Source organism: Halobacillus massiliensis (assembly GCF_900166625.1).
Taxonomy (GTDB): domain Bacteria; phylum Bacillota; class Bacilli; order Bacillales; family Halobacillaceae; genus Halobacillus_A; species Halobacillus_A massiliensis.
The window spans coordinates 854,768-869,638 of record NZ_LT800499.1 but is presented as its reverse complement, the minus strand read 5'-3'; the positions used below and the strand labels follow the sequence as shown (position 1 = coordinate 869,638).

The window sequence follows — 14,871 nt, the reverse complement described above, 5'->3', positions numbered from 1 at the left end:
CCGCCTGTATCACCATCCGCGTTCATGGTATGGTGGGGTTTATGGCAATGAATCGGTCATTTGCCTATATTTTCTGCTGTGAACTCAACATCCCAGGTTTCACCAGCAGCCACATTAATAGTATTCTTCGTGAGTTGTGCAGATTCATCAATGCGGTTGCCATCAGCAGCTACCACTTTAAAGTCATCGCCATGCATGTGCATTGGGTGAGAATTACCACTGAGATTGGTAAACCGCAGACGTATTGTCTCTCCTTTTTTCACTTGAATCGGTTTTGTATCCGGATAAGCTTTTCCGTTAATAGTGAACGTATTCGGCTCCATCCCTAGCGGGTTGATTTCATAGGCTTTTGAATCTTCGCCTGCTCTTTTCGTCACTTCTTCTTTCTCAGAATGTTCTTCCTTACTCATTTCGGACGATGGAGTGGCCATTTCCATATCACCATGACCTCCCGCGCCTTCAAGGGTCCATTCCTGAAGCATCATGACAATATCTTTGTCCACTTGCTGGTTCTGTTTTTTCGGCTGTATGACAAAAGCTCCTCCGAGCCCCATCAATTCCTGTTTGGACACATTGGTGTGCGAGTGATACATATAGGTGCCAGACTGTTGAAGTGTGAAGGAATAAGCAAAAGAATCACCTGGTTCAATGGTCGGTGTATCCTGGATAGAGGTTACACCATCCATGTCATTTGGGACCTTCAAGCCATGCCAGTGGACAGATGTTGCTTCTGGAAGGGTGTTCGTCACCGTAATTTCAACCTTATCGCCTTCTTCTGCGATCAATGTCGGACCCGGCGTGCTGCCATTGTATCCCCACGCCTTTCCCTGATAGCCACTGGTGAAAGTCTGTGTCACCGGCTCAGCTGTCAATTTAAACCGTTTGACTCCTTCTTCCTCTTCGCCGTGCAATGTTTCTACTCCTGGCGATTCGATCGGAGCCGATTTGGATGCTGATGCAGTGACATCGGTATCGGATGGTGAAGCCAGTGATAATTACCGGTATATAAATGTAGAACCTATTGCCACTAATGCAACCAAAATAATAATCCATTTTCTTTTCATAGTACTCTCCCCTTTTATAAGTTTTATCTCTTTAAATGTAGTAGGCATTTATCGAGAAACTGCGCATTATTTCCAGCATAGATGTGATAAATTTGTAGCAACATTGAAATTGAGGAATATTGATAGAGGTGTTAACAGAACGGAGTAATATTTGCTAAATCAACCATGGCCAGCCTTTCTGCACAAAAAATGCATATAAAGGGGATATATTAAAATGGTGAACTTTACAAACAATGGGGAAGAATGGGAGGAAAATCAAGATGAAAAATTTGAAGTTTCTTTTAATCGTATTATTTGGGGTTTTATTGCTTGTATTAGCTGCTTGCTCAGGGGGAAATGAAGGAGATCAGCAAGAAACGTCTGAGCAAAACGAAAACCAAACTGAAGAGTCATCTTCAGATGAAAATGCAGAGGAAAATTCAGAAGGCCATGAAGGAATGGAGCACTCAGGATCCCGTGAAATACCGGAAGGCCTGGAAGTAGCAGGAAATCCGGAATTTGAAGAGGGCAGCACAGCGATCATCCAGGCGGCTCACATGAGTGGGATGGAAGGAGCACAGGCTACGATTGTAGGGGCCTATGATACGGTAGCTTATTCTGTTTCTTATGATCCGACCAATGGCGGGGAACGTGTGGAGAATCATAAATGGGTCATCCATGAAGAAATTGAAGAGGCTGGGGAAAAAGCTTTCGAACCAGGGGAAGAAGTGACCCTTAGCGCTTCCCACATGGAAGGAATGGATGGAGCAGAGGCTGTCATTGATTCAGCTGAGGAAACTACCGTTTATATGATTGACTTTACTCCAACGGATGGAGGAGAAGAAGTCACCAACCATAAATGGGTTACAGCGAATGAACTTTCAGCTGAGTAGTATGAGCTCAACAGGAAGATTTTCCAGGCGAAATCAAAAGATTTCGCCCTTTTTTATGGCTGATAAAGTTTATAGGTATGTAAAAAGAGAGTTGTTACAGGATTAGAAATTATTGCTTAGATGAAATTTTGTTTTTTTATAAAATCTTACGCTTCATCTTTCTCCTTAAAATATAAAAAAATAAAAAGTTTGATTGCTATTTTAACTATAAAAAATTTAAGAGAAGAATAGATGTTTATCTAAGTTGCCTTCCTTTAACAAGAAGATTCCATACATCATTCCACCATAACCAGCACATGGTCATCTCAATGGTTGCTGCTACAAATTATAATAAGTCAAAGAATCTTGCTGGTAGTCCCCCAATTCTATGAGTACAATTTACTCTTACATGGTATGGGTATTTACTAATATTTCTTTCAAGACAAAAGCCTAGCACAAGTGCTAGGCTGAGCCCATAAATGACCTCATTTCAATCCAGTGTCCCAGCAGCAAAATTTCAATTTGGGTGTGAACCCTCTTGAAAACTCATTTATCATCTCTCCATCAGCATGATGGTCATTTTCATTTCCACTTTGTTCGTCATAAGGATGATGGTTATTAGAAGTTGAAAATTGGTGGGTTTTTCTCATAAATGCCTCCACGTTGGAAAACTATAACTTCCTAATTAGAAGTTATTCCTGAACATTTAAGAATAACTTACACCCCTAATTTGTTAAGAATCGAGAAAATTGATTTAGTTACTAGTATTTCTTCCTAAGGAATACTATTTGGAATTCCTATAAGAAAGATTGCATACAGATAAAATAAGACAAGCCAGAAAGGAGGGATTCATCATAACTATTGGTTTTTCATTATACACGCTCATTTTCATAATTTTACTTGGAGTCTTCTTAGTAATTTGGAAAGGATTTAAATATCACAAATCTATATCGAAAATGACTAGTAAGACAATTGCTATGTCACTGGGGATGAGTGTTAGTTTACTGGTTGGTTATATTCTCGGTGTAATTTTTAATGATGATTTATTCGTTTCTACTGTATTAGGAATAATAACGGGAATGTTTATTGGAATTGCTGCAGGTGTACGAACGGGGACGATTACTGTATTAGAAGGGGTATTTGCAGGAATTATGGGTGGAATGATGGGAGCGATGCTGGGCAATATGATAACCCCAGAGGATCGTGACTTTCTTTTAAAAATACTCTTCTTTATTTGCTTCTCAACCTTACTGGTTATGTGGATGGTCCTTGAAAATGAAATAAATAACAACAAGTCTTTATTTTTTACCAATCCACTGGTTACCATTATTATGTATGGGATAATTTTTCTCCTTATCAATCAATTCGATCCCTACCTTCCAGTGCCTGCTTCTAATGAACAAGAAATAACAACGCCTCCAATTAATGAAAAAGATGTGTATATTCAAGCAGATGAATTTAAATTTTCTCCTCAGGAGCAAACAATAAATGCAGGTGATCAGGTGGAACTAACACTATTAAATACAGGAACCATCGAGCATGATTTGGAAATTATAAACTTATCGACAGAGACAGTTAATACTAATCACGAACATGACCACAGCAATTCCTCACAAAATGTTCACGTGCACGCTGCACCGGGCGAAGAACAAAGAGTAACATTTATTCCTAGTGAAAGCGGTACTTATATGTTCGTCTGTACACTTCCTGGTCATCAGGAGTCCGGAATGGTTGGTACTTTAGAGGTATTATAAAATAGTGTTAAACCAAACGGTCAAATAATGTAATGAACACCCTGTCTTGTGTCAAAATTAACCTAAGACGGGGTGTTTATTATTTGATTTTGGGGGATTGCAGGAAGAACCCTCATTTATACTCCGTATTGAGGTAAACTTTTGATCGTAAGGAAAAAATTAAAATTAATTGTGCAGAGATTGTTTCAAAAATTCAACTCTCCTGCTTAATAATCGATTCGATCTATTTCAATCCCTGTTAAATAAAGAATGTAACAAATGCAACCCCTGTAATCATAAGAGATGCTGCCATAATAGATGTGTAAGTAATAGCCTTCCTATTGTTTATTTTAATGATTCCCTCGTACTCTTCATAAGTTATTTCACCATTAGCAAACCTTAATCCTTCTTCATGAGGCTTAATTCTAAAAAGGTGCCCTTCTTTGTCCTTTAAAGCTATTTCCTTAATAAGATCGGTGGATTCCACTTCTTGGCAGGTAAGATCTATATTTCTGCCCCCAGCACATTCAACCGTGATTGGGGAATATACCGAAGACTTTATTATTTGTTGATACATACGATAAGCTTGTAATTCAAAGACATTATTTGAAACACACATTTGACACAACTCCATCTCACTTAAGGCTTCACATCTTAGTAATGAAAATAGTTTTTTAGTAATGCATATTTGTTTGCATTGCGCAACTTTTTTATTAGACTATGTCAGATTTTATTTTTTGTCAATCCTGACTGCAATGTGTTCCTTCAATAGCTATCTCCCATCATTACTCTAATTAATGATAATTAAAAATTTCATACTAGTTAACAAAGTTACTTGTCCTAGAAACACGAATATTACTAGGCTCATTATAGACCTATAGCTCCTAATACTACTATCTCCTACCACTAAAAGACCCATGCGCTCGTTCTTAATTGTAAATACTTAATGCGTGACAAGAAAATACTTTTTTTCGAAAGACTAAGTCATAGGCTGGTTATTACTTATCTACTTCCGGTGTCCCCATTACTTTCGTTACATCTTCTTCGTAATAATTTCCAAAAGTCTCAGCAAATGCTTCTATAGAGTTGTAAAGCTCTGTTAGGTTATTATCAACTCCTCCAAATTCCACTAGAAGAGACCTTTCTGTTAAGTCTTGATTGTACACCCCATTTCCTTCTAGTTTAGTTTTAACAAAAACTCCCCGACTAATTCCAGGATAGTTCTTCTCAAGGGCATAGTTTAATTCTTTGGCGATCATTAAATTCTTTTCATAATTTTTGTTTTCTTTTCCTACTACGAAAAAGAGCCTGGCATACTCTACATCATTAATAATTTTAGTAGTAATGTCTTTGGATTGGGAATCCCTATGAATATCAATTAAATATGATATTTCCTCATTTTGCGCCAGAGCTTCAGTAACTTTTTCTCTAGACAATTCATAAGAATTGTTGTAATTCCAGTTTCTTTCTTTCAATTCTTTATCTACATCATCTTTGTTATGGATTACACCAATTCCTCTCCTTTCCAATTCATTTCTTAACCTTTCTCCTACCGCCACCACATTAGCCTCCTCATTTGTACTAGAAGCTTGCAGAGAACCCTCTCCGTTCTTTATTAATGGTTTGAAGGCTTCCCAACTATGAGAATGGTAAATATACACATTCTTTTCACTAACCTCCTCGGACTCTTTAGGCGGATCTTTTTCATGAGCTTTATCTAACTCCTTTTGATTTACTTTTTGATTTTCAAGTTCTTGACCTGTGGGAGGAGGAGACTCTCTTGGAAGGTTACCAATATTTGTTCCCTCTCCTGCTATAATAATTTCAGTTTGGTAACGCTCTAACCCTGGAATTTCTCTACCTAACAAACTTCTAAAGTCACCTATCTCTACATTAGTGGCCAATTCTAGCCAATTTATCGTTTCTTTATCTTCTTCAAAAGAATACATCCTTAATAAAGTTAATTCTTGTCCCATAAGAAAAAGGTAAAGATCTTCTGGAAAAATTTTAGAAAGGGATTCTACTATAGAAGACTCCATATATTCTTTAATATAATGGTTAGTAATAACAGATACTAAAAAGTAGCTTACAAATACACAAAGAAAAGAGGCTTTTACCGCTAGAATTAAATAATTCTTCTCCCTAATCACTATCTCCCCCGCCCATAGCATATTTTACAATTAAATCTATGAATATGCGGATTAGAATAGTACTTATTTAGATAGAATTATTTTTTCCTAGAGTCCTCTTCCAAATTATTAAGAATCTTTACTAATATCTCTTATATTGATATTAGAGACAAGGGATAAAGAGGAGGTTGAGATATTTGCATTTCGAAATTTTTCAATTCCTAAACAAAGGTGAGAGAAAGTATGTCATATATATCCCTTTCTAATTCCCTTTATACAAAGCCATTTGTAAATTACTGTGGAATAAAGAATTCTACATAAGATGTAATTAATCGGAGGGAGTGTTGAAACATCAAAACACCCCTTAGAGAGATTCTACTCATATAATAATAAATTAACGCGGTGATTAACTGGGGTATTTACATTAGGAACTTATAAAAGAAATTCCATGTTTTATCATATTTTATTGTTTCTACTAGAAGAGCCCGCCATACCTCCTATGAATATGATATAGACACTGAGAGGATTAAGGCTTTTGTATACCAGCATTTAGGTGAACCAGGCTCCGGCGATAGTGAAGATTCCTAAATCTAAAAATAAGGACTCCAGTAAAACAATTGTCGGCATATGTTTCACTTTCCATACTCCCATATGAATGCCTGCCTGCTTTAAAACAACCGCAATCAACGCGGTAAAAAAATTTTGGGTGCTTTTTTATATAAGTAAATGCCTATGATCCATAGAAAGATGAAGACTGCAATTATAATTAATACCATTTCTACCACCTTATGCTAGTACTGTGTCTTTTCTCATTTTTTATATTAGAAGAGATAATTTTTCAAATCCACTTTACCAGACAGTTTAAGACATTCAATTCCCAACCTTTTTATATTATCTCGAAACTGAGTCATCAAGTATACTGCCCTTATATGGAAGAACTACATTCAAAAATTCGATCCCCAGTTATTATTCACTAAACAGAAGAGCAAGAACTCCGCAAATTATTTTAAGCTTAGACATCCACTCTACACAGAGACCCCTATTTATCAATAAAAAACGGGCAAATAACTCTCTGCCCGCTCTAACCTTGTTGCCTCTATACATAAAAAACAAATTTCCCCAGAGTAATAAACCAGTAAAGAATCAGCTGCTTTCTGATGAGGAATCCCGCCCCTTCAGTATTTCTCAATGATTTTCGAAAGCAATTACTCACACCTTAATTCTTAATATTCAGTTAATAACGTTCGACAGATCAATTTAAATCTATTATAATGAACGAAAATTTCCATATAAAGTAGGGATATATTGGACTTTCACAGTGACAGAGTTTGTGCGACATGCAAAACGAAAAAATCTTATGAACACTTTTTAGGCAAAGGCCAGGATTTTTTAAACTGCAAAGCTTGCCGCACGATAAAAAAGAAGAAGCGTCTGAAAGCAAGAGAACAGTTTTTAAACGAAGGAAAAATCTCCTGGGATCGCTTATAGTCTCATCTTCTAAACCTCCTCCCTCATTCCTAGTAATGGACACCGGACTTATTTTTTAAAGTTTGCAGCCGATACTATAAGTAGAAGGAGGAGAATGATGGTGAATACAAAAATACTTTTGCCAGTGTTAGCCGCTGCAGCTTTTTTAGGAATTTTTATTGTTTCCCTGATGAACAGGAACGAAGATTCATCAAACGCGGAAGAAAACGACTGTTCCGGCGATCGTTTCTGCTCATACGCCGAGCTTGCTGAGGTGTATGAGGAAGGAAAAGATTATGAAATTATGACAAACACAAACGGTGATCAGCGCTGGCTTGTCAGTGCTATCCACGGCGGCGGCATTGAAGCAGCGACTTCCAATCTCGCGGAAGCCATTGCCGGCTCTTCCTTCCCTTTTTATACGTTTAAAGGAAGATTGTCATCGAATAATTACAGCAACCTGCACATTACGGCCACCCACTTTGATGAACCCCGGGCTTTAAAAATGGCAGGTGCTGCTGAATCCAATATTTCTATTCACGGGACCTCAGGGAATCTGCCGCAGACAATGATCGGCGGGCTTGATGAAAACTTAAAAGACATCATCTGCCTTCACTTAAGAGAAAAAGGATTTGTCGTCACAAAACCTCCGGAACATCTGGACGGTGATCACCCGGAAAACATCGCGAACAGAACGAAGACAGGAAAAGGTGTACAGTTGGAAATTACCCGGGCACAGCGAGAAGCTTTTTTTAAAAACGGCGATATCAGCTATGCTTCCAGGAATAACGCCTCCAATCAAACCGAAACTTTTAAAGCCTATGCTGCTGCTATTCAGGCAGCGATGGATGAATATAAGTAAGTAAAACTCTTCACTCCTTGTTGGGGTGAAGAGTTTTTTGCTGGATAAACCCAACGGTTGACAATCCAGTTGCTACAGGCATATAATTTTGCACTAAGGAAAAACATTTCGCTAATGCAAAAAGGAGTTCCTGACAATGATGGATATGTTCAATAACTTTAGCCCTGTAATGCAAGCTTTTATAGCTTCGCTTTTCACCTGGGGAATGACCGCCTTAGGCGCAGCCCTTGTCTTTATCGGTAAGAAAGATAATCAAAAAGCGATGGATGGCATGCTTGCCTTTTCCGGGGGCGTAATGATCGCCGCCAGCTTCTGGTCTCTGCTGGCTCCCGCAATTGAAATGGCTGAAGCCAATGGAACCCCCTCATGGATGCCGGCTTTAATCGGATTTCTGTTAGGCGGCGTGTTCCTGCTCATGGTGGACCAGGTCATGCCAATATTAGAGAAAAATGATAAATTTTTATATGATATTAAAGATAAAAAAGCCAAACGGAGAACCGGACTTTTGATTTTTTCAATCACCCTTCACAATATTCCGGAAGGTCTTGCGGTTGGAGTGGCTTTCGGTGCCTTAGCGGCTGATTTCTCAACAGCCTCCCTTACAGGTGCCATGGCTCTGGCGCTAGGGATTGGAATCCAAAACCTTCCCGAAGGAACGGCTGTTTCAATGCCGCTGCGCCGGGACGGAATGTCTAAGAGGAAAAGCTTTTTTTACGGGCAGGCCTCTGGCATTGTAGAGCCGATAGCTGCTGTCGCAGGAGCACTGGCTGTTATTTTTATTGAGCCCCTCCTCCCTTACGCCTTAAGCTTTGCAGCCGGAGCGATGATTTTTGTCGTCGCTAAAGAAATCATCCCCGGTTCTCACGAAAAAGGGCATGCACAGATCGCTTCCATATGCTTAATGGTTGGATTTGCGGTGATGATGACACTGGATGTTGCATTAGGATAGAACGAAGGCCCTCCTTTCTATGGGAGGGCCTTTTCTGATGAATTTTCATTTCCTTTTTCACCCCATCTTGAAGGGAGAAATTACTCTTTCGTAATCTCCTCGATTATGGACATCAAAAGAGGATATAGCCCAAGCACAATGGTAAGTGCGATCAATGGATGGAATGTCGAGGTTAAAAACGGACTCAGCAAAATAAACACAAGGATATAGAGCAACCGTGCTATATCTTTTCGTTTCTCCGTTTTAGACAGCTCCGTCTTATTTTCTCCCATGTCTAAAGCTCCCCGCTCTTTTGATTATTCCGGAATCAAACAGTACGCTTAAACAATTGATGCGGCAGATCCCACAAATAAAACCCTACTCTATATAAGGGAGTTGCCGAGGCCTATAACTACATCGATAAACAGGATGAGCATGAAGCAGCCTGCCAATATGTAAAGTAAGAGATAAACCAGATAATAGCCTCTGTTTATTCTTTTCCCCAATGCGTCGATTAGAAACGTGAAGAGCAAACCGAAGACAAAACATTGAAAAAGGAAAACTAGAGTATCAAGCCGCTTATTTTCCCGGAGTTGGGCTCTTCATCCTCCGTTTTCGACGCTTCTCTTCTCCCTTTCAGCGGATCTCCCCTCTTTCGACATTCAGCCTCTCTCTTTCAGCTCTTCCCCCTCCGCTTTCGTCGCTTCTCCTCTCCCTTTCAGCGGATCTCCCCTCTTTCGACGTTCATCCTCTCTCTTTCAGCGTTTTTCCCTCCGCTTTCGTCGCTCCTCCTCTCCCTTTCAGCGGTTCTCCCCTCTTTCGACGTTCACCTTCTCTCTTTTGGCATTTTTCCCCGCCCTTTCGGCGCTTCTCCATCCTCTTTCAGCTCTTCAACAAACCGTATTCACTCCATAAACCCAAATAGAGCTCAAAAAAACAGCTTGGGATTCCAAGCTGCTTTTTCAATACTTTTATAAAAATAACAGTCCGAGCGATATAATGGTACCGCTTACAAAAAGAGTGATTAAACAGAAGCCCATAATGTCCTTGGCCTTTAATCCTGCGATTGCGAGTGCCGGCAGTGCCCAGAATGGCTGGATTAAGTTTGTCCAGGCGTCTCCCCATGCGACAGCCATCGCGGTTTTAGGCAGAGAGGCTCCTAACTGCTGAGCGGCATCAATCATAATTGGGGCTTGAACGGCCCACTGTCCGCCGCCGGACGGTACGAAGAAGTTGACGATTCCCGCGCTGATAAAGGCGAAGAATGGAAAGGTGAAATCATTGGAAATCGATGCAAAGCCTTCTGACATGAGAGCCGCGAGTCCTGAAGCGACCATCATCCCCATGATTCCTGCGTAGAAAGGAAATTGAATAATAATGCCGCCTGCTCCTTTTACCGCATCGGCCACTGAGTTTATAAAATTTCTTGGCGTGCCGTGGAACAGAATACCGAAGAACAAAAAGGCGAAATTTACGATATTAAGATTCAGTTGAAAACCGGATGTTAAGAGATAGTACAATAAAAAAGTGATTCCGAGCAGGCCGGTTACTAATGATAGAATTTTGCTGTTTTCCAGGCGAATGGCCGGGGTGTCCGCTGACGGCTCCACAGTAGCTGCTCCCATGCCGGACTCTTCCTCAAGAAGTGATCGGTCGATGGTCACCCGATCTTCTTTGCTTGGAGTCATTGCTCGATTCAAAATCGGCAGTACGATAAATAAAACGGCTACAATGGCCAGATTAAATCCGGCGAAAATAGTGGCTGAGGTTGGAATGATTCCGAGTGTATCCTGTGAGAAATGGTCAGGTGTGGCGATCGTTAATGGAATGGATCCTGCTAAGCCGCCGTGCCAGACGATAAATCCTCCGTAAGCGCTTGCAATTAAAAGCCGATAGTCGACGTCAGCTACTCTTTTGGCAAGCTCCTTCGCAAATAATGCACCAATGACGAGCCCAAATCCCCAATTGATCCAGCTTGCGATTAACGAAACTAACGTCACGTGAACGACGGCCTGACCTGGACTTTTTGCTAAGGAAGCCAAATTTCCGAGGCCTTTTTTAAAAATGGGACTGCTGGCCAGTACAAAGCCGGTAACTAAAATAAGGACCATCTGCATCGAGAAATCGAGCAGATCCCAGAAGCCTTCTCCCCAGTATTGAACCATCTGAACAGGAGAATTGTTCGTAAAAATCAACCCAAGGATAAATACTACAAAAGTTAATAAAATGACAAATAAGAATGGATCCGGTAAATAACGCTGCATTATGTAATTAGATCCTCTAATCGTTCGCTTAAGCATAGGCTCCTCCTCTAATTTATATTTTAATTTCCACCCCTCTACAACTTTCGACATCCGCTTTTGTATCCCTTCTTCTTTATGTTTTTTGAAAAATAAGAAACTCATGGTAAAAGACCATTCTTCCTCGTATACTTAAGATAAACAGTGTTTCTGGAAAGGACTGAACGATGCGCAGATATCAGTATTTTTAACCCCACACCAAAACCCAGAATTGGAGGTAAAAATATTGATTAAAGAATTTTACACGAACCGGCTCTATGTAAGAAGCATGACAGTTGCTGATTCATCCAGCCTGTATCCGATTTGGTCGGACCCCGATGTGGCCAGATTTATGAACGTCCATCCTTTTAAAAATGAGAATGAAGTAAAGGATATGATTACATATCTGAATCAGCTGACAGAAGAATACTCTGCGATTCGGTATTCGATCATTGAATTGAATACCCAGCAGATTATCGGATCCTGCGGCTACAATTCCATAGATTATGTAAATGCTGTCACTGAAATTGGGTACGATTTAGCTAAAGCTTCCTGGGGCAGAGGATATGCTACCGAAGTCGCAAGCGCTCTGATCCATTACGCCTTTACTTCCTTACAGATGAACCGGGTGGAAGCCAAAGTAGAGCCTCCGAACACGAACTCGATCAGAGTTCTGCAAAAGTTGAACTTTACTTATGAAGGGCTGTTACGGCAGGCTCAGCGTTCGAGAGGAAGATTTATAGATCTCAATATTTACTCAAGGCTTCGATCAGACCGAGGGTACATGCCTATATTTCGCTGAAATATAGGCTTTTTTAATAGACTGGGTAAATATGGTTTGAATCCTTTCTTCCTTTTTCTCGTATAAAAGGTGAATCTATTTTTCCCAAGGGGGTGAGTCCAGTGTTCTTTCGAATCTTTCACAAAGCAAATCGTCCCATGAAAATCGCCCTACTCTCAAGTTCCCTCTTATTATTACTTGCCGGGATCATCAGTCTCTTCTATTAATAGCTCAAGCTTACTTCGAAAAAGGCACGTTCAGTATGTTGAACGTGCCGCTGCATATCTTTTGTAATAAAAACGTTCATTTATTTGCCATGTCGCATATCCAAACAAGACACCGCCCAGCAGGAAAATCCCTAAAGTTAAGAGCAGCTTCGCTACCCAATCCCCAGCTGTGTATTGCAAAAACTGGAGACCGTTTCCTACTAACTGGCTATATAGAATAAATAATATTCCAGTCGACAGCCCCCAGCCTAGTATTCCGTAATTGATTATGTAATGCTTTTTTCCGTTTTCCCTGACTTTCTTCCATTTTTCCATTCGTTGATGAGATTTCACTGATTTTCCTCCTTCCTTCTAAAACTACTACTTTAGATTTATGTTACCAGCATTAAGGGTGTGTATTAAAGGAGTTGGATTCGTTATTTTAGAATCGAGTATAGTTATTAGAGAATGATAGGTAGTTATTTAAGAATCCCCCGCAGATATTTGAGAATAACGAGGACTTATTTAAGAATCCCACCCAATAAGAAAAACCCCGAGTAAATAGCCCCGCCAGACGTCTATGCTATAATGAAGGCTGTGTGTAGAAAGATTTTTCAGGAGGTTTTTTTATTGAAAAAAATAGCTATCGCATTTTTGATGTTTGCTGCGGTTGTTATAAGTGGCTGTTCGATGCTTGAAGGGGTAAATAACACCTTGAATTATGCCAATGAGGCCACAGAATATGCGAATGAAGTCAGCACTTTTGTAGAGGAAGTTCCTTCACTAGCTGAGCAGGCCGTAACAGATGAACAGGCCGCTGCCGATTTAGAGCAACGTATGGAAGACATGAAACAGAAGATAAATGAGTTTAATGAATTGGAAGAACCGTCCGTCGGAGCCGACCTTCATCAGCAGGTCGTCGATTATAACCATCAGGCTCTTAGTGGAATTGATGTTTATTTAAACAATATAGAAAATGGTACACTGGATCCTTCAGTGATTGAAAACACGGAAGTCTTCCAATCATTAAGCGAGATTTCCCAAACGGTCGATCAACTTACGCAACTGGTCGAATAAGGTTTTCCCATCACTACACTGGGCCTTAATTCATTAAAAGCCGCCGCTCCGATTATAGAAGCGGCGGCTTTTAATATTTCCTTCAGGAGATCTCCCCTTTGCCTAAAAGTTCTTTTCTCGCCAGCATGTGAGCGTGATGAATCATCTTTTCAATCGTCTGTGTGCGATGGTGTAAAATACGCACGACAATAGCGCTGGCCTCCATATCAGAGATCCCGAAGCGCACATGGGAGAAGTCTTCATACAAGCTTTCATACAACCGTGCCGCAAATTCACGGGAGGCTTCCGGATGAGAGATGACGAAAGAGCCTACATGGGTGTGTCCTTCCAGCTGCAAAATCCCTTCCAATTCCTCATCAGGTTCGAGTAAAAGGTGATCAAACAAAACGAGCTTGCCATTTTGATAGACTTTCAATCTATTGCGCACCCAGTCGTAGCGGAAGTGACCTCCATCTTCAGACCAGCCGGGGGTAATGATATCACTGTAAAAGAATGTCGCGCCAGGATCCATATATACGGTCGTGTTCTGTATAAACTTCGCTCCTTCGTACAGAATCAATGGGTCCATGCAGTATTCAAGAACACTATCGCTCTCCAAGTGGATCGCTGTCTGCTGTACTACGGGCTTCGAAGGTGTTTTATACACTTTTGTGGAGGCTTGACTTGTTACTAAAAGCTGCGCTCCTTCACTCAATGTAATACTCGTTCCGTATGTATCCCCGTCGACATATCCGCCGCCCACGTGGATCAGGTAGACAGACAGGGATTCATCCTCAAGTCGAACGGGACGCGTATATTTGAAGGCTCCCTCATAGTATCCATGAATGATCGTCCTCTCATGGCGCTTCTTCGCCTCAAGGCTGAGAAGGCCAGTCTCCCTCATGCTTTCAATCCTTTAAGGAAGGCGTTGGATTTAATCCAATCGATCACTTCATTGAGTCCTTCCTGTGTCTTTAAGTTTGTGAAAACAAAAGGTTTTTCTCTTCTCGCTTTGATCGTATCTTCCCTCATTACTTCGAGGTCAGCTCCGACAAATGGCGCCAAGTCTGTCTTATTAATAACAAACAAATCTGACTTGATCATACCTTGTCCATTCTTCCTCGGAATTTTCTCTCCCTGGGCAACGTCGATAATATAAATTGAGAAATCGACCAGTTCCGGACTAAAGGTTGCCGCTAAGTTATCTCCACCGCTTTCTACAAAAATCAAATCAAGATCATTGTGGCGCTCCTTTAATTCATCAATCGCTGAAAAATTCATCGACGCATCTTCGCGAATCGCCGTATGCGGACAGCCGCCCGTTTCGACTCCGATCACTCGGTCTTCCTCCAGCACACCGTTTTTTAAAAGAAACATTGCATCTTCTTTCGTATAAATATCGTTTGTAATCACTGCCATACTCAATTCATCTTTAAGGTCCCGGGTGATCCGCTCCACGAGCATTGTTTTTCCTGCACCGACTGGACCACCTACTCCAATACAAATCGGTTCCAT

Annotated in this window: 15 protein-coding genes; 6 read left to right on the top strand and 9 right to left on the bottom strand. The window is 40.6% G+C overall.

What is annotated here, in order from left to right:
- Positions 1 to 56: 56 nt before the first annotated feature.
- Positions 57 to 911, bottom strand: a complete 855-nt coding sequence (locus B7E06_RS04375) for a multicopper oxidase family protein (RefSeq protein WP_245807669.1) — start codon at positions 909 to 911, stop codon at positions 57 to 59.
- A gap of 413 nt (positions 912 to 1,324) precedes the next feature.
- On the opposite strand from B7E06_RS04375, the gene B7E06_RS04370 reads away from it, so the two are divergent.
- The gene (locus tag B7E06_RS04370) at positions 1,325 to 1,936 is read left to right on the top strand and encodes a YdhK family protein (RefSeq protein ID WP_082232850.1); all 612 of its coding nucleotides are present in this window, start codon (positions 1,325 to 1,327) and stop codon (positions 1,934 to 1,936) included.
- Positions 1,937 to 2,400: 464 nt separating this feature from the next.
- On the opposite strand, the gene B7E06_RS21730 is transcribed toward B7E06_RS04370, so the two are convergent.
- A complete protein-coding gene (locus B7E06_RS21730; RefSeq protein WP_179133945.1) occupies positions 2,401 to 2,565 on the bottom strand; it encodes a hypothetical protein in 165 nt (54 codons plus the stop codon).
- Positions 2,566 to 2,871: 306 nt separating this feature from the next.
- On the opposite strand from B7E06_RS21730, the gene B7E06_RS04365 reads away from it, so the two are divergent.
- A complete protein-coding gene (locus B7E06_RS04365) occupies positions 2,872 to 3,669 on the top strand; it encodes a plastocyanin/azurin family copper-binding protein (RefSeq protein WP_143414450.1) in 798 nt (265 codons plus the stop codon).
- Positions 3,670 to 3,907: 238 nt separating this feature from the next.
- Here the strand turns inward: B7E06_RS04365 and B7E06_RS04360 are convergent, their stop codons facing one another.
- Both B7E06_RS04360 and spoIIP read right to left on the bottom strand, forming a co-directional pair.
- Positions 3,908 to 4,267, bottom strand: coding sequence for a hypothetical protein (locus B7E06_RS04360; RefSeq protein WP_082232848.1), 360 nt, complete (start codon positions 4,265 to 4,267; stop codon positions 3,908 to 3,910).
- A gap of 379 nt (positions 4,268 to 4,646) precedes the next feature.
- Complete coding sequence (gene spoIIP / locus B7E06_RS04355) at positions 4,647 to 5,798, bottom strand: stage II sporulation protein P (protein WP_082232847.1); 1,152 nt, start codon at positions 5,796 to 5,798, stop codon at positions 4,647 to 4,649.
- 1,567 nt (positions 5,799 to 7,365) lie between these two features.
- Between spoIIP and B7E06_RS04345 the strand changes: the two genes are divergently transcribed.
- Together B7E06_RS04345 and B7E06_RS04340 are read left to right on the top strand one after the other, a co-directional pair.
- Entirely contained in the window at positions 7,366 to 8,106 is a 741-nt protein-coding gene (locus tag B7E06_RS04345; protein WP_179133944.1) for a poly-gamma-glutamate hydrolase family protein, read from the top strand.
- A gap of 136 nt (positions 8,107 to 8,242) precedes the next feature.
- On the top strand, positions 8,243 to 9,055 hold the full coding sequence (locus B7E06_RS04340; protein WP_082232844.1) for a ZIP family metal transporter: 813 nt from the start codon (positions 8,243 to 8,245) through the stop codon (positions 9,053 to 9,055).
- Between the two features lie 80 nt (positions 9,056 to 9,135).
- Here the strand turns inward: B7E06_RS04340 and B7E06_RS04335 are convergent, their stop codons facing one another.
- Together B7E06_RS04335 and B7E06_RS04330 are read right to left on the bottom strand one after the other, a co-directional pair.
- The gene (locus B7E06_RS04335) at positions 9,136 to 9,327 is read right to left on the bottom strand and encodes a hypothetical protein (RefSeq protein WP_082232843.1); all 192 of its coding nucleotides are present in this window, start codon (positions 9,325 to 9,327) and stop codon (positions 9,136 to 9,138) included.
- A gap of 678 nt (positions 9,328 to 10,005) precedes the next feature.
- Positions 10,006 to 11,334 (bottom strand): short-chain fatty acid transporter, encoded by a 1,329-nt coding sequence (locus B7E06_RS04330; RefSeq protein ID WP_082235897.1) that lies wholly within the window; start codon positions 11,332 to 11,334, stop codon positions 10,006 to 10,008.
- 226 nt (positions 11,335 to 11,560) lie between these two features.
- Here B7E06_RS04330 and B7E06_RS04325 point away from each other — a divergent pair, with 226 nt between their 5' ends.
- A complete protein-coding gene (locus tag B7E06_RS04325) occupies positions 11,561 to 12,115 on the top strand; it encodes a GNAT family N-acetyltransferase (protein WP_082232842.1) in 555 nt (184 codons plus the stop codon).
- Positions 12,116 to 12,351: 236 nt separating this feature from the next.
- Here the strand turns inward: B7E06_RS04325 and B7E06_RS04320 are convergent, their stop codons facing one another.
- Positions 12,352 to 12,654 carry a hypothetical protein gene (locus B7E06_RS04320; protein ID WP_082232841.1) on the bottom strand — a complete coding sequence of 101 codons (303 nt, stop codon included), beginning with the start codon at positions 12,652 to 12,654 and terminating at the stop codon, positions 12,352 to 12,354.
- A 276-nt stretch (positions 12,655 to 12,930) separates the two neighbouring features.
- Here B7E06_RS04320 and B7E06_RS04315 point away from each other — a divergent pair, with 276 nt between their 5' ends.
- A complete protein-coding gene (locus B7E06_RS04315) occupies positions 12,931 to 13,377 on the top strand; it encodes a DUF6376 family protein (protein ID WP_082232840.1) in 447 nt (148 codons plus the stop codon).
- Positions 13,378 to 13,459: 82 nt separating this feature from the next.
- On the opposite strand, the gene B7E06_RS04310 is transcribed toward B7E06_RS04315, so the two are convergent.
- Positions 13,460 to 14,260 (bottom strand): urease accessory protein UreD, encoded by an 801-nt coding sequence (locus tag B7E06_RS04310; RefSeq protein WP_082232839.1) that lies wholly within the window; start codon positions 14,258 to 14,260, stop codon positions 13,460 to 13,462.
- On the bottom strand, positions 14,257 to 14,871 hold the full coding sequence (ureG, locus tag B7E06_RS04305) for an urease accessory protein UreG (protein WP_082232838.1): 615 nt from the start codon (positions 14,869 to 14,871) through the stop codon (positions 14,257 to 14,259). The genes B7E06_RS04310 and ureG overlap by 4 nt, the downstream gene beginning before the upstream one ends.